Origin of the sequence: Aneurinibacillus migulanus (assembly GCF_001274715.1) — a bacterium.
Taxonomy (GTDB): domain Bacteria; phylum Bacillota; class Bacilli; order Aneurinibacillales; family Aneurinibacillaceae; genus Aneurinibacillus; species Aneurinibacillus migulanus.
The window spans coordinates 2,980,279-3,005,241 of record NZ_LGUG01000004.1 but is presented as its reverse complement, the minus strand read 5'-3'; the positions used below and the strand labels follow the sequence as shown (position 1 = coordinate 3,005,241).

26 protein-coding genes are annotated in these 24,963 nt (G+C 37.7%); 8 read left to right on the top strand and 18 right to left on the bottom strand.

Features of this window, described 5'->3' with window-relative positions; all coding sequences use genetic code 11:
• The first annotated feature begins 49 nt into the window (after positions 1–49).
• Complete coding sequence (locus AF333_RS16290; protein ID WP_080787515.1) at positions 50–973, top strand: ArsR/SmtB family transcription factor; 924 nt, start codon at positions 50–52, stop codon at positions 971–973.
• Positions 970–2,220, top strand: a complete 1,251-nt coding sequence (locus tag AF333_RS16285; protein ID WP_043063418.1) for an MDR family MFS transporter — start codon at positions 970–972, stop codon at positions 2,218–2,220. The genes AF333_RS16290 and AF333_RS16285 overlap by 4 nt, the downstream gene beginning before the upstream one ends.
• On the opposite strand, the gene AF333_RS16280 is transcribed toward AF333_RS16285, so the two are convergent.
• The 6 genes from AF333_RS16280 to AF333_RS16255 form a co-directional block, all read right to left on the bottom strand.
• A complete protein-coding gene (locus tag AF333_RS16280) occupies positions 2,217–3,446 on the bottom strand; it encodes an MFS transporter (RefSeq protein ID WP_043063419.1) in 1,230 nt (409 codons plus the stop codon). The two genes, AF333_RS16285 and AF333_RS16280, sit on opposite strands and share 4 nt — an antisense overlap.
• A 215-nt stretch (positions 3,447–3,661) precedes the next feature.
• Positions 3,662–4,138: a YbaK/EbsC family protein gene (locus AF333_RS16275; protein WP_043063420.1), complete on the bottom strand. Its 477-nt coding sequence runs from the start codon at positions 4,136–4,138 to the stop codon at positions 3,662–3,664.
• A gap of 22 nt (positions 4,139–4,160) precedes the next feature.
• On the bottom strand, positions 4,161–4,718 hold the full coding sequence (locus tag AF333_RS16270) for a helix-turn-helix domain-containing protein (RefSeq protein WP_043063421.1): 558 nt from the start codon (positions 4,716–4,718) through the stop codon (positions 4,161–4,163).
• Between the two features lie 187 nt (positions 4,719–4,905).
• Positions 4,906–5,382 carry a hypothetical protein gene (locus tag AF333_RS16265; RefSeq protein ID WP_043063422.1) on the bottom strand — a complete coding sequence of 159 codons (477 nt, stop codon included), beginning with the start codon at positions 5,380–5,382 and terminating at the stop codon, positions 4,906–4,908.
• 60 nt (positions 5,383–5,442) lie between these two features.
• Positions 5,443–6,012, bottom strand: a complete 570-nt coding sequence (locus AF333_RS16260) for a TetR/AcrR family transcriptional regulator (protein ID WP_043063423.1) — start codon at positions 6,010–6,012, stop codon at positions 5,443–5,445.
• A 201-nt stretch (positions 6,013–6,213) separates the two neighbouring features.
• Positions 6,214–7,101, bottom strand: coding sequence for a fumarylacetoacetate hydrolase family protein (locus AF333_RS16255; RefSeq protein WP_043063424.1), 888 nt, complete (start codon positions 7,099–7,101; stop codon positions 6,214–6,216).
• 363 nt (positions 7,102–7,464) lie between these two features.
• Between AF333_RS16255 and AF333_RS16250 the strand changes: the two genes are divergently transcribed.
• Entirely contained in the window at positions 7,465–7,869 is a 405-nt protein-coding gene (locus AF333_RS16250; RefSeq protein WP_043063425.1) for a DUF2203 domain-containing protein, read from the top strand.
• A gap of 3 nt (positions 7,870–7,872) precedes the next feature.
• Complete coding sequence (locus AF333_RS16245; protein ID WP_043063426.1) at positions 7,873–8,643, top strand: TatD family hydrolase; 771 nt, start codon at positions 7,873–7,875, stop codon at positions 8,641–8,643.
• Between the two features lie 134 nt (positions 8,644–8,777).
• Here AF333_RS16245 and AF333_RS16240 read toward each other — a convergent pair whose 3' ends face one another.
• A complete protein-coding gene (locus AF333_RS16240) occupies positions 8,778–9,731 on the bottom strand; it encodes a helix-turn-helix transcriptional regulator (RefSeq protein ID WP_043063427.1) in 954 nt (317 codons plus the stop codon).
• Between the two features lie 35 nt (positions 9,732–9,766).
• Between AF333_RS16240 and AF333_RS35475 the strand changes: the two genes are divergently transcribed.
• Positions 9,767–9,946, top strand: coding sequence for a hypothetical protein (locus AF333_RS35475; RefSeq protein WP_235496516.1), 180 nt, complete (start codon positions 9,767–9,769; stop codon positions 9,944–9,946).
• A gap of 91 nt (positions 9,947–10,037) precedes the next feature.
• Entirely contained in the window at positions 10,038–10,913 is an 876-nt protein-coding gene (locus AF333_RS16235; protein WP_043063428.1) for an SDR family oxidoreductase, read from the top strand.
• Positions 10,914–11,106: 193 nt separating this feature from the next.
• Here the strand turns inward: AF333_RS16235 and AF333_RS16230 are convergent, their stop codons facing one another.
• Positions 11,107–12,405 (bottom strand): aminotransferase class I/II-fold pyridoxal phosphate-dependent enzyme, encoded by a 1,299-nt coding sequence (locus tag AF333_RS16230; protein ID WP_043063429.1) that lies wholly within the window; start codon positions 12,403–12,405, stop codon positions 11,107–11,109.
• Between the two features lie 268 nt (positions 12,406–12,673).
• Positions 12,674–12,823 (bottom strand): hypothetical protein, encoded by a 150-nt coding sequence (locus AF333_RS33735; protein ID WP_158502258.1) that lies wholly within the window; start codon positions 12,821–12,823, stop codon positions 12,674–12,676.
• Positions 12,824–12,962: 139 nt separating this feature from the next.
• Here AF333_RS33735 and AF333_RS16225 point away from each other — a divergent pair, with 139 nt between their 5' ends.
• The gene (locus tag AF333_RS16225; RefSeq protein ID WP_043063430.1) at positions 12,963–13,469 is read left to right on the top strand and encodes a GNAT family N-acetyltransferase; all 507 of its coding nucleotides are present in this window, start codon (positions 12,963–12,965) and stop codon (positions 13,467–13,469) included.
• A gap of 200 nt (positions 13,470–13,669) precedes the next feature.
• On the opposite strand, the gene AF333_RS16220 is transcribed toward AF333_RS16225, so the two are convergent.
• The 5 genes from AF333_RS16220 to AF333_RS16200 all read right to left on the bottom strand — a co-directional run bounded on the left by AF333_RS16220 (position 13,670) and on the right by AF333_RS16200 (position 19,181).
• On the bottom strand, positions 13,670–15,154 hold the full coding sequence (locus AF333_RS16220) for a serine hydrolase domain-containing protein (protein ID WP_043063431.1): 1,485 nt from the start codon (positions 15,152–15,154) through the stop codon (positions 13,670–13,672).
• A gap of 22 nt (positions 15,155–15,176) precedes the next feature.
• A complete protein-coding gene (locus tag AF333_RS16215; protein WP_043063432.1) occupies positions 15,177–15,683 on the bottom strand; it encodes a DUF1129 domain-containing protein in 507 nt (168 codons plus the stop codon).
• Positions 15,680–16,021 (bottom strand): PadR family transcriptional regulator, encoded by a 342-nt coding sequence (locus tag AF333_RS16210; protein ID WP_043063433.1) that lies wholly within the window; start codon positions 16,019–16,021, stop codon positions 15,680–15,682. The genes AF333_RS16215 and AF333_RS16210 overlap by 4 nt, the downstream gene beginning before the upstream one ends.
• A gap of 128 nt (positions 16,022–16,149) precedes the next feature.
• Complete coding sequence (locus AF333_RS16205; RefSeq protein ID WP_043063434.1) at positions 16,150–17,397, bottom strand: MFS transporter; 1,248 nt, start codon at positions 17,395–17,397, stop codon at positions 16,150–16,152.
• A 569-nt stretch (positions 17,398–17,966) separates the two neighbouring features.
• Positions 17,967–19,181, bottom strand: a complete 1,215-nt coding sequence (locus AF333_RS16200; protein ID WP_043063435.1) for a helix-turn-helix domain-containing protein — start codon at positions 19,179–19,181, stop codon at positions 17,967–17,969.
• A gap of 151 nt (positions 19,182–19,332) precedes the next feature.
• On the opposite strand from AF333_RS16200, the gene AF333_RS16195 reads away from it, so the two are divergent.
• A complete protein-coding gene (locus AF333_RS16195) occupies positions 19,333–20,091 on the top strand; it encodes an alpha/beta fold hydrolase (RefSeq protein ID WP_043063436.1) in 759 nt (252 codons plus the stop codon).
• A 187-nt stretch (positions 20,092–20,278) separates the two neighbouring features.
• Here AF333_RS16195 and AF333_RS16190 read toward each other — a convergent pair whose 3' ends face one another.
• The 4 genes from AF333_RS16190 to AF333_RS16175 all read right to left on the bottom strand — a co-directional run bounded on the left by AF333_RS16190 (position 20,279) and on the right by AF333_RS16175 (position 24,877).
• Positions 20,279–20,857, bottom strand: a complete 579-nt coding sequence (locus AF333_RS16190; protein WP_043063437.1) for a GNAT family N-acetyltransferase — start codon at positions 20,855–20,857, stop codon at positions 20,279–20,281.
• 17 nt (positions 20,858–20,874) lie between these two features.
• Positions 20,875–21,747 carry an AraC family transcriptional regulator gene (locus AF333_RS16185; protein ID WP_043063438.1) on the bottom strand — a complete coding sequence of 291 codons (873 nt, stop codon included), beginning with the start codon at positions 21,745–21,747 and terminating at the stop codon, positions 20,875–20,877.
• Positions 21,748–22,052: 305 nt separating this feature from the next.
• The gene (locus AF333_RS16180) at positions 22,053–24,122 is read right to left on the bottom strand and encodes an FtsX-like permease family protein (RefSeq protein ID WP_043063439.1); all 2,070 of its coding nucleotides are present in this window, start codon (positions 24,120–24,122) and stop codon (positions 22,053–22,055) included.
• Positions 24,119–24,877, bottom strand: coding sequence for an ABC transporter ATP-binding protein (locus AF333_RS16175; protein WP_043063440.1), 759 nt, complete (start codon positions 24,875–24,877; stop codon positions 24,119–24,121). The genes AF333_RS16180 and AF333_RS16175 overlap by 4 nt, the downstream gene beginning before the upstream one ends.
• Positions 24,878–24,963 lie beyond the last annotated feature (86 nt).

Genomic DNA, 24,963 nt, shown 5'->3' with positions numbered 1-24,963 from the left:
AAATAGAAACCAGGAATTTATTTTTATATAAATGAAAGGAGTTGGACATATGAGCTATAGTGTAAAGGTTGACTATTCCCCCGCTTATGAATTGGTGAATAGTTTGTATGCTTTTATCTATTATAAAAAACTAAAACCATTGGATATAAAGGATGAGTGGGTTGCTAAAGTCAAGGCAAGTATCCCAGAGAAATTCATTGTGGAGTTCGTGGATGAACGATGGGAGGTTTTGCACCGTATTGTTTTATTGATTACGCAATGTCCAAGAAAAGATTCGGTTACAGACTTTCTAGACTGGCTAGAGAAGTTGCCTCCCGGAGAAATTTTTGAACGTCTCTCTCCATGGGTGGAAACGATTCCTGCTAATATCGGAGAAATTCGTGATAAAACGCTTAGTCTGTTACAGCTTTGGAATAAGTACTACTTTCAACATCTTTCGCTGGATATACTTTCTCAGTTACAAGCGGATGCCGCATTAAAAGCCAAAAGAGCACAAGAGCTCTCCCCTATTGATTTGATTGAAGAAGTAACGAATGGTATACGGGTAGAACAGGTTGAAGAACTTAAACAGATATATGTTATCCCCCAGTATCATTGTAAGCCAACGGTCATTCATGATTATTTTAAAGGGATTGCCACGTACCTTTATCCTGTTGCATCGCAACTTAACGAAAAAGAAATAGCCCAACAGAATATCGTTAAGCTTTCCCAGGCGCTTTCAGACGAAAATAGGCTGAAAATCTTGGGATTTATAGCTAAGCACCCTTGTGATCTGATAGAGTTGCATAAAAATATCGGGCTTGCTAAAAGTACAATTCATCATCATGTTACTACTCTTGCCAAAGCCGGAATTGTTCGCAGACATTATATGGGAAGCACTACCGTAGCCTTCTATAGTGTAAGGCCGTCTTTTATTGCATTGCTGACCAAGGACCTGGAGCGTATAACATTGTCTGGAGGAAAGAAGCCATGAATAATATGAAAAGGCTACTTTCTGCATACCATCCTATCGTACAAATTCTCATACTGGGAACGGTGATGGTTTCCTTAACGAGTGCTATGAGCATTCCGTTTTTGGCTGTATATTTAAACGAACATACACAATTAAGTTATGCCGTTATTGGTATGATTGTTGGAGCAGGCCCATTGGCGTCTACAGTCGGTGGGTTTATCGGTGGGATATTATCGGACCGGTTTGGAAGAAAAATGTTAATGTTTAGCTCTCTATGTAGTTTAGCCATTCTTTTCGTGTTGTTTATTCTTGTGACTAACCCACTCCTACTTTTTTTATTGAGCATGGCAAAGGGATTGGCTACCTCGTTTTTTTCGACCGTATCTAAAGCTCTAATGGGCGATATAACGCCTCAGGACAGAAGATTTAAGCTGTTCTCTACCAGATATTTGGCGGTGAATCTTGGGTATGCGCTTGGACCGATAATAGGAGCGAACCTTGGACTTGAAGGAAGTTCAACAGCCTTTCAACTGACCGGAATGGTCTACTTGTTCTATGCATTCATTTTACTTATCGGTTTTAAAAAATATAGCATCGTCAAATCAGAGGAAAACCACGAACAAGAAGATGGCATCACTATCCTGGGTGCATTGAATACAATTCGCCGTGATTTCATACTGCTCTTCTTCATTCTGGGAGGCATTAGTCTTACCGTTGTTCATGGCCAAATGTCCGTTTACCTATCACAATATGTAAGCGAACACTTCGAAGAAGGCGTTACACTGTTCAGTTACTTATTAAGTGTTCATGGATTTACTATCGTCCTTCTGCAGGCACCGATAACAAAAATGCTGGAAAGATATAAAGGCCTCCAAACCATAATAATGGGTAGTACTTTGTTTGCATTGGGTGAAATCGGTTTTGCTTTCTCTACTAATGAAAGTTTGCTTATGGTATCCATGATTGTATTCACTATCGGAGAAATACTCGTTATTCCATCCGAATATGCTTTAATCGATGCAATAACGCCTGAAAAAGTAAGGGGTACCTACTATGGCGCACAAGAATTTACGCAACTGGGGAGTTTTCTCGGCCCCTGGTTTGCCGGGCTTATTTTAAGCTCCTATGGTGGAAAAGCAATGTTTATGGCAATGAGTGGAATCTCTTTGTTTAGTCTACTTTTTTATGCAAAAGGATGGAAAATGTATAGGATAAAACAACATAGCGTAAAGCATGGTACCCCTTTGAATGATAAGGTTTGCCTTTAATAAGAACCGGCTGACTTCTCTTCCATAGCAGTTTTGTTTGTTGAAGACTGCAAGGAAAGCTTCAGCCCTATTAATGATGCCACTATAAAAATAATGCCCGCCGTAACAAAAACAGTTATTAGCGAAGTGGCTTTCATATAAAAGCCCGAGAGACCTGTTCCGATGAGAACGAATCCTGTAAAAATGGGCGTGATTAACCCGTTCATCCGCCCAACGAATTTCTCATTAATCGCTGTGAGCATAAAGGTCGATAAAATCGTTTGTATCATTGCCATGAATATGCCGGTTAAGAATCTCATCGTACCAGTTACATAAGGCCATACGGATATAACTTCAATTACTGTGGATATACCTAGAAAAGATAATCCGGTTACAATAACAGTCCTTCCATTTAGTATTTTTGCCGATACAGCAGCCACGATACCTCCAAGGAGCATTCCCAGACCGGCAAGGGCAGTAAACCATTGAAGATTTTCTTTGGTTAAGTGCAAACGATCTGTGATAATAAAAATTTCAAGAGGCTGAATCAGGCCTGCTCCGAATGCCAAAATGGAAAACATCAATAAAATAATTAATATATTTCTGTTTTCTTTCAAATAGACAGCCGCTTCTTTCGTATCTGCTACAAACGAGAGTTTACCGATGTGTTGTTGAACCTTATCATTTGGTAGAAGCGATAATAATAAAGCAGATAGCGCAAAAATTACCAATAAAAGAGTTAACGATACATATAAACCATACATACTGTAAACAGCTGTTCCTATAATCGGCCCTCCTATAATAAAAAGGGAGCTTACGGTTTGTGTGGTTGCTATTGCTACTGGAATCTGGTCCTCAGGAATATGTTGCTTAAAAATTCTTGAAGATGACGGTTGTGAAAATTGAGAGACGATGGCTGATACCATAGTGGCGGCAAATACAGCCAACCAGTATCCCTTCATGACGAAAAAGATGATAATAACAATGGAAACAAAACTCAATACATCTCCCCAGATCATCATCCGTTTTGGTTGCCAACGGTCAGCTAGTACACCACCAACAATCGAAAAAATAAAAATCGGTAAATATTCTACAACCGTTAATGCTGAAACGGCGACCGGATTACCATTAGTCTGTTCCATGACAAAAAACAGTACTGCTATGTTTCTAATCCAAATACCGATATTCTGTAGAATATCAGAGGCTGTCACGATAAGAAATGTCCGATTGGATAATAATCCCTTCATGTAGCTCCCTCCTGAATGGACCGACTGTTCGGTCTGTTTTCAATCAAAAAATATTGCTGAAGCATTTCGTACAAAGAAAATCTTCAGCCTAATAATATCGTTTATCTGGTTGTTTTTGAACCGACTGTTCGGTTTAATAATACTGTTCAGCTTGTGATTTGTAAAGATATAAGGTGATCGTTTCAAAAAAAGTTTGATCATTTTCAGCGTATTTACTATTTTACAGAAACAACTTTTCCCTTTGTCATTTTTACTAATTCATCTGGTGTCAATTGAAATACCGCTTTTGGATGTCCAGCAGCAGCCCATATCGTGTTGTACTGAAAAAGGTCTTCATCAATTAATGTTATAACATTTTCTTTGTGCCCTACAGGAGGAACTCCTCCGATAACAAACCCTGTATATTCACGTACAAAATCAGCATCCGCTTTTCCTAATTTTTCGTTTAATTGTTTAGCAATTTGCTTTTCATTGATACGATTAATACCACTGGCAATTATTAATAACGGTTTATTTGAACTTTTAAGGCGAAAAATGATGGATTTAGCAATTTGTGCTACCTCACACCCTATTGCGTCTGCTGCTTCTTGAGCGGTTCGGGTACTGTCCGATAGTTCTATAACCTTGTTTGTATGTCCTAATTCCAATAGTTTCTCTTGTACTCGTTGGGCACTTTCTTTTAAGTTGTTCATCTATTTCATTCCCTTCAAGTCTTTATGATTCTGTATAATACATAACAACTTGCAATACGACATCTTCATCCGTTTCGTTTATATACATATGGGGAGCATTACCTGCAAAGCGTATAGCATCTCCTGCTGGTAAGTTGAATATCTCGTCCCTTATCTTTAATGTGAACACCCCTGAAACAACTGTTATGTATTCGTAAACCCCTTCATTGTGAGGAGAAGAAAGATAGCTCCCATTAGGATGTAGTACGATACTGTAAATTTCAAAGCGTGTTTGAGGATCGAATGGAAAGAGCAAATATACTTTACAGTTCTCATTGTCCTCTGTTACATGTGGAATTTCTGCACGAGAAACAATAGAAACGGCTGTTTCTTCAGTTCTAATCAGTGATGAAAAAGAAAGATTGAGTCCTGTAGCAATTTTCCACACGGTTGTAATAGTCGGTTGAGAATCTCCTCGTTCTATCTGATACAACATTCCTTTGCTAACCCCAGTTAATTCAGAAACTTTATCTAAGCTAAGGCCCCTTTTTTTTCTGATTTTCTCTAAGTTGTTTCCAACTCTTACATGTATGGCATCCATAAGAATCTCCTCCTTTCTCATTTTTCGTTAAATATATTAAACAAATTATATAATATACAAAACGAAAATAAAAGACATGATCAGCTATAATGCTGTGTTGGCGGAATCATGGTTATCCTGAAAACGCTCGCTTTGAATAGGTGGATAACCAGTATCCGATTCTCATTGTCTTATCCTACGTTTTACGTCAAAATGTCGGCAAGATCTCTATAGGGAAAACAGTTAAAATAATGGCCAAAATAAGAATGATTTTTGTGAGCAACTCAACGCGTCGATGGCCGGTATTTTGTTCGGTGCTACCGACAGCCTCTATACTTTTTTCTCGTAGCCGGTTCTGTAGCTCTCTATCGATCACAAGCTTTCCGAGCAATGCTATCATAATTGCTATGGCCATAGCAATGTGCCAATACGAAAAAGTCAGTCCCGCGACTATACGCAGAACATCAATAATTATCACTAAAACTATAGATAGAAATGCATATCGGTTATAGCGATTCCATGCGGAAATGGAAAGGTTCTCAATGGTTGACACCAAAGCTGCATTCCCCCTCTCTGCCAGAATTGGTGCGAATAGCGGACGTACACCGGCAGCCATGACGACTCCCCCACCTACAATTACAGCCAATGCCAGCCGTTCGATCCATAATAAAACCATTTGCATCATATGAGCCCTCCTAAAGTTTTATTGGTTGGTTGACTAACCAAATTTATGTGTACATAGCTACTACCTGTTTTTTTCTAAGGAACGTAGCATTTGCTCTAGAACGTGATAGGCAGATTCCAAATTAAAGTTGGGATCAAGCAATTTTTGTAAAGCTAAACCGTCAAAACATGCCAACAAAAGAGCGGCCGTCGATTCAATGTCCTGATGCGGGTTTTTAAGTGTGTTTTGCAGGATATGGGAAATTCCCTGCCGACCGTTTTCCAATAATTCGTTTACAGCAGGCGCAATCGATGAATTACGTAGACCCAGAGCAAAGAATTCATAGCGTAATTTGTACCAATCCGGCTGCTTTTCGACTCTGTTCTTTGGTTCGCTTAATGCAGCTTCTGGAAGTTGCTCTGAAGCAACCGTTGCACGCATGTTTTCCATATAACGAGTATATTGCCGGGACGCCTCCATCAGCAAAACCGATAAGATTTCCTCTTTGCTGGTGAAATAATAGTGTACAAGCCCGGGAGCTACTCCGGCGACATGCGCAATATCTTTAATAGATGACTTTTCGTACCCTTTCTCTGCGATTACCTGATACGCAGCATCAATGATTCGTTGTCGTTTATCCTGTTTACTCATATTAATCACCGTCCTTTGGTTGGTTGTTCAACCAATTTTATTGTAACAACAATATAGGTGTGCAGCAAGTAGAATATACAGGGGGATTCCATTTCTGTTGATTCTACTTCATGGAAAAAGTAAACACACACGCAGGCTTTCTTTCTGCATCGAAACGATGCTGCTCTGCGCGTGGTTCTCCTTTATCTAATAGGTACTGAATTACTTTCGCATCGTATTGGTGAGTCGTCCTAATTTCTCGATTTCAACAGTAATTTCATCGCCGTCTTTGAGCCACACTCTATCATTTTCGGGGTATCCAAGAATGACCCCTTCAGGTGTACCCGTTAAAATGATATCACCAGGGTAAAGCGTCATGTGCTTCGAAATATAACTGACGATTTCATCACAATAGAAAATCATGTCTGACGTATTGGAATCCTGACGCACTTCACCATTCAACCAGGTACGAATTCGCAGGTTTTGTGGATCACCTACTTCATCCGCCGATACGAGATATGGTCCAACTGGGCTGAATCCGTCGCATGTTTTCCCCAGCAACCACTGAGAGCTTTTGAATTGAAGATCACGAGCCGATAAATCATTAGCGGTGCAATATCCATAGATGTACGTTAACGCTTCATCTTTTTCCACGTCTTTTGCTTTTCTGCCGATTACAATTGCTAACTCCACCTCATAATCGACTTCATTAGATAACACGGGTAGTTTTACTTCGTGCTTATGACCCGTAAGTGTGTTATTAAATTTACTAAAGAGAAGCGGTGCTTCTGGTAGAGCCATATTGGACTCTTCCGCATGTCTTCGATAGTTTAAACCTACACAAATAATTTTTTGTGGCTCCGTTACGCATGGTCCATATATGATAGAATCTTCAGACAGAAAATGGTTTGTTCCTTCTGTAATTGCCCGGTCTGTCAGACGCTGTAATGCTCTGATCCCTTCATCTCCTCGCTCGATGAATTCGGTCGACGATAGCGGCACCCGTTCGGTTTTTGTTTCTTCGGCAAAAGCGGCGACATCAAGCACGCCCTTTTCTGTTTTTACGCCTAATTGCCACGCACCGTTTTTTTCGAATGTGAGAGTAATCATAATGTTCCTCCTCTGGATTTTTTTCTTCTGTATATCTTGATATGTAGAGGATCCCCTGGCATAGGCAACGTCTTGTTCAGGGGATTGAATAGCAGACTATGCTTTTACGAATACGGTCTTAATAGAGATAAACCAGCATCCGTTTCGTTAATAAATGATAGCATATTACCGATATCTTTCGTGTAAATCGATGCGCTCGACCCGATGAATGTAATGCGGTTTACATCCGAGGGATTGACAATCGCTTCACTGACAACGGAACTATGATATATAATGATCCTACACAAAATAATAGTACGAATAGTCGGACGGTATCAACAACTTCAACTTTTCGGTTATAATATAGAGGAGGAGGTGGTCGCGATGCAGAAACGTTTTTTTACCGTTGAAGAGGCTAATGAATTGCTTCCAAGTATCCGTCAGGAAATTGCGACACTGCAGCACATCCGCAATGAGTTTCGCCAAAAGTATCTTGAACTTACGACATACAAAAAACGGCATCCACAGCAAGTTGCAATCAATACTCAGGATGAATATGTATTCAAAATGGAAGCAGGTCTGGAGTTTTTGGAGATGCAGGCACAGATGCATGTTACCAACATTCGTTCCCAAGGGGCTCAACTAAAAGAAATTGATCCGGGACTCGTCGATTTTCCTGCATTGATTAACGATGAGGAAGTTCTATTATGCTGGCGGGAAGGTGAAGAAAAAATCACCCATTACCATGGATTACATGACGGGTTTGCCGGGCGAAGAAAGCTGGAGTAGACAATGGAATGTATCGATGCTCATCTTCATCTCGATCAATACCCCGAATCAGATACGGACAAGTTAATATCTGAATGGCGTAAGGCTGGTATTACAGGGGTGGTGGCAGTTTCGATGAACCTTGCTTCTGCCTATCGAACGCTGGAGTTGAAACGTCGCTATCCGGATTTCGTGTATGCTGCTGTCGGATATCATCCCGAACAATCTCTTCCTTCTCTGTTGGAGCGGGAAGAATTGTTTTCTTTGCTGCGAAAAGAAAGAGAAATGATCGATGCGGTTGGCGAAGTGGGATTGCCGCACTATCAGGCAGATGCAGTGAAAGAAACAGAAGCACATTGCGAATTGTTGGATCAATTTGCAGAGGTGGCTGTCGAGCTTGCTCTGCCGCTGGCGCTGCATGCCGTTCACGATAAAGCGCAAATAGCGCTGGATATTCTGCTTAAGAAAGGTGTTTGTAAAGCCCATTTTCACTGGTTGAAGGCGCCGAATGATGTAGTGGAGAAAATCGTGCGTCACGGTTATTACGTGTCAATAACTCCAGAGATTTGCTACCGTGAACGCGACAGGCATTTAGCTTGCCGTATTCCACTCCCCCAACTGCTTCTTGAGACGGACGGACCATGGCCACATAACGGACCATTTGCTGGGCAGGTGACGACACCTGTTTTTTTGCGCCGATCTGTAACTGTGGTAGCAGAATTGCACGATATATCTGTAGAAGCGGCTGCCGCTGCAAGTGTAAAGGCGACAAGGGATTTGTATGGCTACAAATAAAAGGAGTAGTATATCATCTGATTTGATACATCGACATACGCTTATAGCAGGGAGTAAGAAAAGAAGAGGGTACATCTCCCCTCTTCTTTTCTGGAAGTGAAGAAACCTACATTATATTTTGAATCGGCGTCCATTTATATGTGATTATAGATAGACAAGATGGACTTTGCTTCAGTTAGTACCTTGACCCGTAATTCAAATGGCTCTATTACTTTGACGAGTGCTCCGAATCCAAGGATCGACTCGCAGGCAGAATCTAGCGTATGGAATTCAATATCGGCTTCTACCCATCCATTTTCCATCGGGTGAATGCTCCGTATTTTGATGTATCGCTCCCTGTAAAGACGAGGAAATAATTTCACGTTTACTTTCAATCGTGTGGGATACCATGGCAGATTTGATTTGAATCGCTCAATCGATTCTTCCCAATATGCCGCCAGGTTAAAATCAATCGGTCGCTCAAACGTTTCATCCAACGTATGAGCACTTCGTACGCGTGAAATACGATAAGTGCGAATATTTTCCCCTGTTTGCGCTACTACGTACCAGGTATTACGCTTTGCTACCAAACCGAACGGATGGATAATTCGTTCAGTAACTTCTTCATCTTTCTGGTAGTTGATATGCAATTTTCGATTTTCCCACGTTGCCTCCTGAATAACGGACAAGTATGGAGATACCTCGGTCGATTCATGCCAGCCTGCTCCATCAATATGAAGACGTTGCCGTGCATACTCGGCGTTGTTTCTCATCATGGTCGGAGATGCAGTTAGCAGCTTCTGAAAGGCGGATTCAAAGTTATGTAGTAGACCTAAATCATGTAAAGGACCGGAAGGATTAGCAAGCAGCAACGATACAATTTCTTCTGTCTTCATTCCGGTTAAGTTAGTACGATATCCTTCGGATAAGGCCCATCCCCCATTCGTTCCTCGCTCAGCGAATATCGGAATTCCAGCCGCACTTAAGGATTCCATGTCACGAAAAATCGTCCTTTCCGATACTTCAAGTTTTTCGGCCAATTCTCGAGATGTCATTTTCCCTTGATTTTGCAGCAACAATAATATGGAAAGCAATCGATCTGCTCTCAAGCGTCATCTTCCTTTCCTCTTTATATACATCTGATTTGATACATCGACAAATTCTTGTGGTGAGAGGGAAGAAAAGAAGGAAGGGCGGTGGGCGAGAGCGGTTGGAAAAAGACACACCGGCCTTTCTTCTGCTGGAGCGCAGGGCGCATCCAACCTCTTCTTTTTCTGAATCGCCTCCTTCCAACCATGCTACCCTGTCAAAATATCAAGTGTAATTTATATAGTTATTTATGACAATAGATGTCATATATTATCGGATAAACTGATAAAGAAATCAAACAATTCTATAATCAGGAGGAATATGTGATGAAATCCTTGCAAGGAAAAGTTGCCGTTGTAGCTGGGGCAACACGCGGAGTTGGACGCGGCATCGCCGTTATGTTAGGAGAAGCCGGAGCAACGGTTTATTGTACAGGCCGTAGTGTACGGGGAAATCTTTCCGATATGGGGCGTTCAGAGACGATCGAGGAGACAGCAGATATGGTATCGCATCGTGGTGGTGTAGGAATTCCGGTACGAGTAGATCATACGATAGAAAACGAAATAAAAGCCCTGTTTGAGCGAGTTCAAAAGGAACAAAATGGCTGTCTTGACATATTGGTCAATGACGTATGGGGTGGAGATTCGTTAACGGAATGGGAGACCCCCTTTTTGAAACACTCGCTGTCGAACGGATTGCTCATGCAGGAACGTGCTGTGCACTCCCATATTATGACGAGCCATTATGGAGCACCTTTGATGGTGGCCAGAAATAAAGGGTTGATTGTGGAGATTACGGATGGATTTGATTATCGCTATCGTGGTAATTTATATTACAGTCTTGCTAAAATATCGACTATCCATCTCGCTGCTGCAATGGCGGAAGACCTTCGTCCATATGGTGTTACAGCAATCTCCGTAACACCAGGATTCCTCCGTTCCGAAGCTATGCTTGATCATTTTGGTGTCACGGAAGAGAATTGGCAGGATGCAGTTAAGATTGACCCTCATTATATTGAGTCCGAGACTCCCTTTTTTATTGGCCAGGGAATTGCTGCCTTGGCAGCGGATCCACACGTATCCGAGAAATCCGGAGAAGTATTAACCAGTTGGGATTTATCGGATGAATATGGATTTACGGATATAGACGAGAGGCGCCCACACTGGGGACGTTATGCAGCAAAACATGGTTTTTATGAATAACCTAAATATTGACCAAAAGCTAAAATGCTTTCTTCATAAGCAAGTTTCGGCCATTTTTTTATGCCCTATTCTGGAAGGATGATAGCCGTCTGTATCATATTCTCCTTGCATCGTACTATAAGTTATGGAAAAAAGGGATGTTATATTTCAAACATCCCTTTTCATATTCAGTGAACGAGCTCCACGTTTTTTGTTAGATTGTTGCGATATCCTTAACGCCTTGGTAAATGTTTTCAAACAATTCTTCGAGATCCGTTTCTTCAACACAAGAAAATGCTACACGCAGGTCCGTTACGCCTAAAGCAATCGTCCCTACACCGTATTTTTCAAGAAGATGAATGCGTAACGTCTCTGCATCAACCGTTTTAAGCTTCAGACACATAAAGTAGCCGGAATTGAACGGATAGTAATCCCAAGCATCATTGTATTTACCCGAATCAAGAATTTGTTTGACTCGATTGGCACGATTTTTCATGATCTCATATTTTTCATGCTTTTGAGTCGTGTATTCTGAAGATTGAAGGGCTTTTAAAACAAAGGTTTGTGATGGATGTGGCCCGCTTGATATTGTAGCTCGAATGATTCCCATTGCTTTTTGTTCCAATGCGAGAAGTAACGGCTCGCTTTGAGCAGCAAATGTGATAAAGCCTACGCGAAACCCCCATACGTATTCTTCTTTGGTTGCACCATCAATCTTAACAGCTAATACTCGAGGATGTATATTAGCTAATTTTCCAAACAGTGACTCACGAATTGAGTCCTCGAAAAATAATCCGTAGTAAGCATCATCTATTAGAACAACAACATTGATACCTGCTTTTGCACCTTCCAATATAGCAGTGACAATTTCCTCCCCTTCTTCTGTTCCTGGGGTGTAACCGGTAGGATTATTCGGGAAGTTCAATAGTACAACGGCTTTCCCGCTATCCTTTTGAGCTAATATAGCGTCTTTAAGACCAGCGGCGTTAAATTTGCCAACTGAGTTGTAGAGCGGATAATTCACTAATTTTGCTCCTCGGCGGATACCAAAAGTGATCTCATAATTCTCCCAGTTTTTGTCCGGAACAATAATGACATCATTCGAGTCTACAAATAAATCGGCTGCAATACTCAAACCATGCGTAAGTGCATTGGTGACGATGGGATTACTAAAAGTCTTTCCTTCAAGAGAAGGTGTTTCAGCTACAATTTTTTTTCGCCAAACCGAGCGCAACTCAGGTTTCCCTGCTGGAGGGGCATATTCATATAGGTCCTTTGGATCGTAGGCAGATAGTGTTTCTTGAATGAGTTGCAAATGCATGGGTTGACCGTTTTCTGTTGCAATTCCAATCGTCGCGTTGAATTTTTTCGCCTTGGTCTTTGCTTCTGCGGATTGGCTAAGTATCCCTTCCTTAGGAAAATAAATCGCTTTTCCTAGAGAAGAAAGCATTGAATAAACATAATCATTTTCCTGTTTAATCGTATGGTTCAATTGTTTTAGCAGTGAATTCATTTTTCTCTTCCTTTCAACTAATCGGAATCACTATTCGTTGTCGAATTTGCTCCGGATATAGGACAAAAACTTTAGTCGTCTTGCCTTCAACAAAATATTACCATGTTTTCTTTCTTTTAAAATAGGATAGTGTATTTTTTTATTATTATTTTTATGCGCAGTATTTTAGTACTAAGATATTTGCACTTGTGGTTTTTGAAAAAAATAAAAGAGCGACTTTCAAGGTCACTCTTCTAGCTTACGTAGGAGCAGTAATAATTTTCATGAATTAAACGTCAGGAGCATCTTCCTCGGATTCTTCGCTAGAACCAGGTTCACTTACTGCATCTTTTATTTTATTCTTTACGCCATGTTTAGCAACCTGTCCAAATTGATTTGCGTTTTGCTCGCTTTTATCAGCAATCTGTACTTCATTCATCTAACAGGCAATATACTTCTTTTTATAATAAATCTTGCCATTGCTCAATATTTCGCTACAGGATAAAATTAACATTATTAACTATCAAATTTTTGGAGCTTACGAGGAACTATTACTATAAGAAAGGGATTAACTAAATATGAACCTTGAAACTAAGCGTCTGTTGCTCAAAACCCTTGATCTTGATTTAATCGAGGCGGCAGCTAAGCGTGATACACAGGCAATCGAGGCCTTGGGATATAAAACGAACGGCGAATGGCCGGGTCCCGATTTTTTTGAAGCTTTACCCTACTTTCGTGAGCTCTTGATTAAAAACAATGGCACTAAGGGATTTGACTCCTGGATCATTGTGGCCAAAGATACTCAAGAAATAGTTGGTGGTATTGGCTTTTTAGGTGATCCTGATCCGGACGGTATAATTGAAATGGGTTTTGCTACTAATGAAAGCCACCGCCGTAAAGGTTATTGTTTTGAAGCTGCCCAAAAATTATTACAGTGGGCCGTGAATCAAGATGCAGTCAAATGTATCACCGCTAGATGTGAACCTGATAATATTGGTTCTAAAAATGTATTAATGAAGTTAGAATTCCAAATTGACCACAGAGATGCAAAATTGATTTATTGGAAATATCGTAAGGCAATGTAATAAGAAAAACTCCCTGGCGTTGCCGCTCGTCTTGTTCCCACACGTCCTTTGAATTAATAAAAAATAAGCCGAGAACTCCTCAGGGTAGGAGAAATCGGCTTTCATCTTTTTATAAGAACATACACAAGGAACCCGAGTATACCCCTTTAACCGGTTGCCTTTTTGGTTATTGTTAAAAGTTAGTCGTTAGTGGAAATATATCAAAAAACGGAGCATACTGATGTTGTTTTATCCCTAATAGTGTATTGTTTAAATGAAATATATATTGATAATAAGCCGTTAAATGCTAGGAGAATAGCCATCATTCTGGTTAGTAATGCAATATCAGCCGCAAACCCTTTTATCGTATGCCACGGAGATTCTACACTATAAATTAGCAACGGAATTATAGCAATAGATAAAATAAAAAAAATGATGCCAGAGATACGCCATACGCTTCTTTTACGAACTTCTCCTGATTTAACCTTTACTAGCAGATAAATGAATATTACAAAAAGGAAGCATACTATACCAATCATAACAAGTTGAATATAAGGTGTGTTTTTGGGTATATCAACTGGTCTATCTCCATTTAAAATGTTAATCATACCTTTTTTCAAATGTGGAAGTGCCGCTTCTTCTAGAATATGATTTTTATTCGTAAGAATGACTCCACCCCAGCCAGTTTCAGGTATGAAAAATATTTCTGCATGTGAGTCAGGCGTTGAACCTGAATGCCATATCATTCTGTCCTTAGAATCTGGATTTGTGATTCTTACACCAAGGCCATAGTACCGATTTTTACCTGTTTGAACATGAGGTGATACATAAAGGTTCATAGTATTTTCGCTTAAAAAATTGTTGCTATCTTGTTGACTAAGAAACCTGATGTATTGGACCATATCTTCTGCACTTGCAGTTATGTATCCATATGATACTCCTCCATTATCATATGTTACTGAACTTTTTCGAGGGATTCCTAACCAGGACTGATAACCAGCTAAATACCCTTTTTTATATGCCGTATCTTTGTCAGCTGCTGCATTTTTCATACCTAAGGGTAAAAACACTTGTTGTTCCATATACTCAGAATACGGTTGATTGGTAACTTCTTCAATGAGGGCACCAAGAATAGAAAAATTAGCATTACTATACTGATGCTTTTCTCCAGGTGCGGCAGTCAGCTTAATGTTGGATAAACTTTCTACATTTTTCTTTATAGCGTCCAAATCTTTAGATTCTCTATCTGATATAGATAAGCCAGAATAAGTACTTATCCCACTTGTTTGCGTAAGTAAATGTTTAATTGTTATTTGGGATGCTGCTTGTTTATCTTTAAGTGTAAACCATGGAATATACTTTTGGACTGGATCATCTAGATGAACGGTACCTTCTTCAATTAATTTCATTATAGCTAAGCCTGTTAATGATTTACTTATCGATCCTATAGTAAAGGGAGTTTCAGTTGTTACTTTTTCCTCAGATTCTCCCGTTACACCCCATGCTTTAGAATAAAATATATTATTTCCATGAACAATAGCAATCGAAGCTCCTGGAATCCGATGTTCTTTTAAAAAGGTTTCTATATAGTCGTCCATAGTATCCTTAATATCTTGCTCGGCGGAGACTGTCGAGGCTGGCAGAAATAAAATAAACGTATGTAATAATAAGCATATAAAAATAACTGTAGTTTTTAGTACTTTCATATTAATTTTCACCTAATTAAATTTATTTAATTTTTTTTCGTATATAAAACATTGCCAGCATCGAAACTAGTAAGGAAATAGACACGCTAATAATCATTAGCAAGGAATTCCACCATGAGTTATCTGAAATCTGATAAAAAATATTATAATTAAACAAGCTGTTAGTATTTAATGGGTTAAAGGATTCTGTTAAAAACATAGATAGTATTAACTGCGAGATGAGATAGGTAACAATTAAGGTAAAGAACCCTATCACAAATAAAGCTCCTGCCCTATTGTTGGATTTTCGTATTTGTTTTATTTCAGAATGAAGATCAACGCCATTAATCTCTAAAAAATCTCTGACAAATGTCGTTGTATCACCGAGTTCATTTATACTATCTTGGCCGTGTTCACGAGATTCTTGAATATGTTCTAAAAGCTGCTGTTTAATATTCTTTCTATCCTTTGAACTTATGTGATATTGCTTTAATTCTTTAAGAACTTCGTTTAAAAACTGTTCTTCTGCTATGCTCAATTTAATATTCATTCCAAATATTCTCCTTTCAAACCACTTTGAAGCAGGGATTTGATATCCTGTTGTAACTCTAGCCACTCATTGATTTTTTTCTGAAGATACATTTCCCCTTTTTCATTGATTTCATAATAAACCCTAACCTTCCCATTTTCTGTCATTTCACGGTAAGTATCAACCCAATCTTGATCTTTTAGCTTAGTCAAAATGGGGTAAATGCTTCCTACTCCTTTTAGTTTTAAATTGTGTTCTTCAAGCTCCTTCATAATTTCATATCCATAGCTTTTTCCCTTTGACAAAATAGATAACACACACATTTCTAAATGACCTTTAATTAAACTTGTTCTATCCATATGATAAATTTAACAAAAATATATACTTCTTTCAAGTATATATTTTTGTTAAAGGGATATTACCACATCGCTTTCTGGTATCTCAGAAACAAAAAGTATGAAATAGGTTACCTTCCATTTTTCGAGTACTACCTAGCTGAATGAATCGAATTTTTTTGGCTGATGGGACCATTCAAAAATCTAAAATATGGAAGGCATATTCCTAAAAGGGAGAAGGAGCAGATGATAACCCCAATCAGTAAAAACATTGCCCGAATTCCCCACAATTCCCCTAATGTCCCTCCGACAAGAATCCCAAGCAGCATGGCAGCACGGGTGATGAAGAGCCGAATTGAAAATACCTTTCCTATAAGATGATTTGGCACTGTTTGTTGATATAGACTTGTACTATTAGCGTTGAAAAACGGCAGGATGATTCCAGCTACCACCTCAATAGTGATCGCTACTGAAATACTAGTTGTAAAACTCATAGATATATACGTTAATCCTCCTGCTATTAGTGCTCCCAACATAATGGAGCGGCGATAAGTAGGCTTTGGTTTAATTTTAGAAGTTAACACAGAGCCGAAAAAATAGCCTAACGGAAATCCAGCCATAAAATAACCGTACTGTGCATAACTTCCCTTCAATTCTTCCATCATGAACGGAAGGTTAATGACCATGGTAACACCTACCCCAAATTGAACAAAGGCAAGAAAAATACCTAACCACAGCAGAAGAGGATGTCTTATAAAAAATCGAATCCCCTCCATAAATTGCTTAAACCATGTAGCGCGGACTTTCCCTACGTGTAAAGGAGGCTCCTTCAGGAACATAAGCAAAAGACCACTGATAGTGAAAAACAAACAAACGAACACAAGTACAAATGATACACCGATCCAATCTACTAACAGTCCCCCCATTGGCGGAGCTAAAAAGGTCATCAATCGTATGGTACCATCCAAGTAGGCGTTGGCAGATGTGAGTAGCTCTTTAGGAATGAGGGTCGGAATAATAGAAAAACTAGCAGGTGCATACAGAGGTTGAATCAGTCCAATGACAATCTGCACAGCGTAGATATTCCATACTTCCAAAGTGTTTAAATTAAACATCAATAAAGGGATAAGAAAAATTGCTCCTCTGGTAAACTGAGAAAAGATCATCATTCGCTTTCGACTCCACTTATCTATGTAGGGACCAATCCCTAATTGCAGGATGAGGGAAGGAATAAAATAAATGAGCCACATGCTTCCAAGGGCTAATTCTGATCCCGTCAATTCATAAACAATAACAGAATTACAAAAAGTACCAAATGCTCCTCCGAGTTCAGAAATGGCACTTCCTATCCACATAAATAGAAAAGCGGGGTTGCGAAAAGCAGAAGTCTCTCTTTTCATCTTTGCACACCTTCTTTATTTTAAGATGATAACAAATTCCATATTTTAACTGAAAAATCCTGTCTAAACCAAAAATATTAAGGTAATAACCTGATGAAAAGGAAGATGATATAATATTCTGTTAACATAAGCTACAAGACTTCATAGTAGCTATCGAAAGACTCATCTTACCCAAAATCATTGTTTTTAGAACAAAAATGCCGATTCCCTTAGCATATAGGAAATCGGCTATTTAATGTAAAAAATCATTTAACATGCAAAAATAGCTTTAATAAATAAACTTTCAATTGACTATTGTAGTGCCTTTAAGCTTTCATCTAACCAACACGGTAAAGATAAATTTTATTAACGAGTAAATTTAAAAATCTCATCATGATTGAAATCACGGGTGTTCAGAACGCATTTCATAAAAATAGGGGAACCATTTTCCTCTATTACACTCCGCCTGTCACGATGAACAGTTGTAGAATACAGGCAAGAAATTGATCGATGTTGATGATGCTATCTCTCCCCTTCCAAATCAGTGAATACGTTAAGCTAATCGCATTGAATACAATTTTTTGATAAGGCTATTGTAGATTTTTATTCACTAAGTCTAAGGTATTTTTTATAAAATCCCGATAAGGAGTTTGAGGTAACGAACCTATATTGCTAGCTGCTCTTGCCGCATAGATAAGCGCTTCCTTTACTCTTCCTAGTTGCAAGAGGCAATTTGCCCTATATGCATCTGCAGTATAGAGAATAGATAATTCAAGCGGATAACTAGTCGTGTTCGGCATCTTAAATTGTTCAAATTCTTTTAGGGCTTCTTCTACCTGTCCTTTTCCTAATAGCGCTTTACCTTTTTCAAGATAGTAATAGTCACTTCCGAGCTCCCCTTTTACTAACGTAGCAAACTCACCCAAGTAAAAAAGGGCTTGTTCATAATCCTTTGATATTTGATTGTGATAATGAGCTTGAAGTAACAACGTAAAAGTCAGCGATTCATCATTTTCACTAAAAACAGCAAACTGCTCTGACTTCTTTATAAAGTAAGCATAATCATTTTCATTGTTACGAAGAAGGGCTTGGAACGCTGCAATTCGAAAAATATCATCCATCTTATAAAAGATCCCTTTCCGCCTAGATAGTTCAATTAATTCATTAAGCTTACTCCTTCCTGCTTTATAGTCACCTACCCCGAAGAGTATGACCACTTCAACATAATTCGCTTCTACTTCAACTACGATATCAATCACCGTTGCTTTTTCATGATACTCTTTTCGGACACTTCGCAACAATCTAAGCGCATCATGATAATTACCGTCTTTTGCACGGTTTTTTACTATGTGTACTTTAGCAGCTACGCAGTGACTAAAAAGGGATAACTGTTCATAGATTGCTATCGCTCGTTCTATCAACATTTCTCCTTTTTTTTGGTCGCTCTTAAAAATCGTTCGGCCAGTAATTTCTAATATCCTAGCAGACTCAAATGAAGTTGGAAGCTGTTGGTCAAGCATATCTTTTGTTAAATTAATTATCTGTTCATCATTATTTTTTTCAAACGCTTCCTCTACCTGACTAAATAAGTACTTTAGTTCATCAGATGTATGATTCTCTAACAAATAATGAGGATCACAGCCTAACTGGCGCGCAATAAATTTTAAGCTCTCCATCGAAGGGTTCGCACGCCCATTTTCAATCATACTTAACATCCCCTTCGTCATTTTGTTACCTGCTAGTTCTACAAGCGTCATACCTCTTTCTATTCTTAATTTATTTATTCGTTTTCCGAGTTCATTCATTTTCAACACCCTTTTTATTTTAATAAGGTAGTTTAATTATATTAAACTTTAACTTGAAAAGGAAATAAATACATGCTACGATAAGTTCAATTAAATTGAACTCACTGAATTAAGATGAGATGAATGACAGGGGAAAAATGGAGGATTAAATATGAGCAAAATTATTGAGAATGAACCAGGACAAAAGCTGGACATTGGTGGTATTGAATTATATTATGAACTGTTAGGTAAAAATAACGAGGGTCCAACTTTAGTTTTTGATTCCGGATATGGATTTACATTAGAAACCTGGAATTCGATTAAAGATGACATTTCAAAGTTCTCAAAAATGTTTATTTATGATAGAGCCGGTATTGGCAAAAGTGAATGGGATAACAGACCTCGTCATAGTCAGCAAAGTGTCGAGAACCTACGTGCATTACTTAAAAAAGCAAGTGTAAATCCTCCATATGTGTTAGTTGGACACTCATTTGGAGGATTAAATGTAAGATTATTTGCAAGTACATATCCAGAGGAAGTTGCAGGAGTAGTTCTCTTGGACTCATGTCACGAGGACCAAAATAAAATACTGCCTTCTTTATTTACAAAAGAGGTTCAGGAAGATTATTATAATCAATTTACTTTGGAAGGCTCTCTTAATGAGGTTGAAGAAAGCTTAGAACAAGCTCGCACTTCGAAATCTCTTGGAAACATTCCGCTTATTGTCGTGACAGGCGGTCTGCAGCCTTTTCATACAACGGAGTCTATGATTGCTTGGATGAAATTCCAGGGAGAACTTGCTAACTTGTCAACTAATAAAAAACATATTATTGTTGAAGATGCTGGGCATGCAATCCACATCGATCGACCACAAATTGTTATTAATGTAATAAAAGATATATTAGATATGATAAAAAATAATAAACGTTGAGTTATTTAATAATTTGTCATCACTCAAAATTCATGGTGTTGAACCACTATTACGTCCATTAAATACTCTATTTATATTAGGAACCTCCGTATGACACATCGAATATTACAGGAGGTCCTTTTCGTCTTCAAATCGTATTATTCTTTCTAAACAAGCATTGTTTAACGTAGGAAAAATCCGTATCATTTTAATATAAATTATTCATGTAGTCCTCTTTAAGTATGCCGTATATTTCTAAATCGACTACTCCTTTACCGGACCACAAAGAAGCTTGTCTTAACAATCCTTCTTTTATAAAACCGTTTTTTAACAGGACTTTCTTCGAAATCTCGTTTGCAGGCATGACCTCTGCTTGGATCCTGTTAATATTAACTTCTTCAAATAAAAATTTTACTAACGCGCCAACAGATTCAGTTGCAATGCCCTTACCCCAGTAATTCTCTGCCAAAAAGTAGCCGATGGATACCATGTTCACCTTTTGGTTAAAATCCATAGATTCAATAATTCCCACCAATTTATTACTTTGTTTCTTTTGAAAGATACCCCACTTGATTCTGCTTTTTTTATGGTAATCTCTATCAAAATGGCTAATCATCTTATTTACCGTTTGTAAGTTATGCTTCGGAATGATCCCACAATATTCAAATACGTTGTCGTTGTCGTAAATCGTATATACTTCCTGGAGATGTACCTCTTCGATTTTTTTAAATACTAGATTCACAGACTCCAATACTGGAAAATTTCCAAAAATCATTTCAATATTCATGCTATTCTCTCCTTAGGTTATTCCTTTATTGGTATGTAAATCTTCATTTTCATTTCATTTGGAAATGTTGAATTTAAAACATCGGTAATCTCAAAATCTGGCCCCTCTCCTCTTTCATATTTAGAATTCAGTAGCCATGTTCCATAGATGTATCTTCTAGTATTTTGAACTGAATCAGTGGTTCCGTTAACTTTGAATTCAACATATTTGCCCTCTGGAATTTCAAGATTCACAAAACCATTTTCTAATTCTGTATTAGATTCCTGAACCGCTTCTCCAACAATAAACGAAAAATGACCACTATCATGAAAGTTGGTCGATATACCGTATGACATATTAGGTGCAATTTTATTAGGAATTCGCAAATAATATTCATTTCTTCCAAAATCAAGATAAAATCCCGGAATTTCTTCGAAGTATTTTTCGTTATTTAAATTTGTTTTGTATTCGTAACCAATAATATGTATCTTGTTTAGTAGAATAATTTCAGGTTTGTTCATAGTTAAGTCTCCTTTCATCCTAGTTTTATAATCCAAAAAGTTAATTTTGCTTCGTTGACTTATAATAGCCTCCCCTTTTCGATATCTAGCTGGGGTTATACCAAAACAATTTACAAATGCACGAGTAAATGCTTCTTGGGAACCATATTGAAAAGATATCGCTATTTCTAATATGTTTTTTCTTGTTTCCTTCAGTAATATCGCAGCCTCAGAAAGTCTTCTGTTTCTTATATACTCCTGCACAGAAAACCCTGTGATAGCTTGGAAAATCCGCTGGTAATGAAACGCTGAAAAACAAGATTTCGAGGAGATTTCAGTAATATTTAATTCGTCTTGTAGGTTCTCTTCAATGAATTCAATTGAGTTTTGTATTCTTTCAAAATAATCCATTCATTAACACCTCTGGTATATTCATATTTTACATTTTAAGCAAAAGACTTTTTTGATAATTTGTGCTAATTCTTACCTTTATATTGTAATCTACACTTTGTTCTTCTTTACGAGATTTTGAGTGTATTTTAAAAAAACGACTCTCCTTATGTTAAAGGAAAGCCGCCTCTTAAGTCATATAAAATGTATTTACTCCTTGAAAGGGGGCAATATCTGTGGAACCCTTTCAAGTGGTTACCTACCGTTTAGACTAACACTCCCTTACAGAAATAGTTTGATAGTAGAATCATTGAACGGGGAGTTTGCTATTCATTTAAACTGGAAAGATACTTCCTCCTTAATCCAAAGTAAAATACGATCTGCAATAAAATATACACTACTACCACTAGTAATGCTTGTAGCATCGTATAATTAATTTTTGAGTAGTTGGTATTTACTAATGCAATATAGTACAGAGCCATAGTGGCACCAATCATAGCAGGTACAAAAAATATAATTTTTAACTGTTTTGTTAAATTTCGTTTCATCTCACGGTTGGTGATCCCGATTTTTCTCACTATCACTATTCGCTGCTTTTCTTCCGCTATATCTGTTACAATTTTATAAAATAGCACAATACTTGAAGAAATCAGGAGCAAAGCTCCTAAAAAGGTCATGGAGAAGTAAAAGACGCCATTTAGTTGTAAATCTCTTTCTGCTTTTTCGGTCTTAGAGAAAGGTCGATAAGCTTCTAACAAAGTCTTTTCATTTATCGGTCCACCTAAAAAAGCTTTGTTCTTCCATATCGTTTCATCAGCATGATTAACTTTTCGCAAAGCACTGAGAATCTCAAAAAATATCTTGTTTTTATCACCGCTAGTAAGATTTATCAAATGATACTTAGAAATATCAGGATAACCGCTTTTTCTTTTTAACATTTCATAATCTACATCATCTACTACATAAGCGTGATACGTTGAATAGGCATTGGTATACTCTAAATTTGCAAATTGAGCCTTATCATTTAGAATCCGTTCTTTTGGTACAGTAAATAAGTCAGAAGAATGAACTTGACGAAAGAAGTCTGAAGAATTCATTGTTATATTCGCATCATCAAATCGTTTACTTGGGCTTTGAACGCTTTTTTTATTCATCAAGAACATGATATCTTCAGTAGGTTTCGTTTGAATCTCTCCACCATCAAGAAAAACATCCAGCATGTATCCTCTTTTTATGTCTTTGTTTGTAGCCATATGTTTGTTGTAATTACTTTCACTAATAATGACACTGTTGGAATACGTACGCTCACCCGTTTTTACTTTACTGTCCTTCATTTTGTAAATAGGTAATGAAAGATAATCTAATACCGTATATTTCTTGATCTTTCCTCCATTATCTTCAATCACTTTCCGTATCTCATCCTGCGAAATATGGTTGTATTTATCATTCTCAATGAACATAAAGTCATAAGGTCTCTCCAAATCATTAAATGTAATGGTATTTTTATGGATCGTGTAACCGACTCCGATCAAAAAAATACCCAAGGACACCATAAGCGAAACCACATAGAGAATCGTCTGATATGATAAAAAACGATGCACAAGATTGGAAAGAACTAGCAAATTATTATTGTGAATTCTCGGGTATTTACGAATGATTGAGCGAAACATACCGATCAATGTACCAATAATAAAGAATGGACTAACCAATGTCGCTAATGCACAAAGCGTAAGTATTACCTTACTTCCATCAAAGATGTCACCAGTGTAAACTTTCGGTAATAGATACAACGATATTGCAAATACGATGATCGATATAAATCCGATTATGGGATTGGTAGCAGCAATCTCCTTTTTCGAGCTGGATTGAATGACTTCAATGATAGAAAGTTTGGTCAGATATCTCTCTGTAAAAAAAGTGCTGATAATAAATATAGGTAAAAACACACTGATAGTAAGCAAAAAAGTATCAAAGCTGATGCTGTATACAATATTTATTAACAATTTACCTAGGATTAGATAAAACATCCTAGAAAAAAGCAAACCTGCCGCAATCCCTGTTAGCAATGAGATAGAGATAATAATTATATTTTCTCGTCGAATCATTTTTTTAAGATCACTTGTAGTCATTCCTAATGTCAGATATACGCCAAATTCTTTTCCTCTGAATTTCACAAAGTATGTTTGAGTATAAGAGATAAATATGATACAGAACAACACAATGGCTACAAATGAAAAATTAAAAACACTTTTCGTATTGGAAGGGATGCTATCATTAAAAAACAAGGTTCCATACATAAAAAGAACGGCCACAATAAAACTGTTTACTAAATAAAAGGAAATATAACGGGTAAAGTTGTATTTTAAATTTTTATATACAATGGAAGGAAAAGTCATTGAATCTCCCCTCCAATCATACTTTCAGCTTCTAATATTTGATCGAAAAATTCCTTTCTATCACCACTTGATACAATTTCCATCTTAATCGCTCCATCTTTTATAAAAATGATTCTTTTGCAAAAAGAGGCAGCAAAGGGGTCGTGACTGACCATCAAAACCGTGCTATTTCTTTCATCATTTATTTTTTTTAGTGTGTTCATAATGTTTTTTGAGGATTTTGAATCAAGATTTCCTGTCGGTTCATCGGCGAATACGATGGCTGGGTCATTGATTAATGCTCTGGCTACTGCTGCTCTTTGTTTTTGTCCACCAGATATATGATAAGGATATTTATTTTGGATATGCTCGATTTCAAAAAATGCTGTAAGCTCTTTAAGCTTTAATCCAATTGTTTTCGGATTAACCTTGTCTAATATCAAGGGAAGAGCGATGTTTTCTGAAATAGTAAGACTATCAAGTAAGTTAAAATCTTGAAATACATATCCTACACTGTGCCGCCTGAAAAGGGCCATTTCCTCTTTCGATAAATGTGTTATATTTTTGTCCTCAATAAAGACTTCTCCAGAGGTGCATTGATCAATACCTGACAATAAATTCAACAGAGTGGTCTTACCACTTCCACTAGGACCCATAATTCCAACAAAATCCCCCCTTTTTACACGAAGGGTTATTCCATTTAAAGCTGCAACTTCTTTGGCTTCTTTATATGAGTTATATACTTTTGACAGATCATTTACTTTTAACACTTCCATATTAAAAACCTCCCATAATTCAAAGTTTGATTCTTATCAAAAGTATAGAGGATGAAAAAAGAACAAAAAATCGATTTCACTCTCAT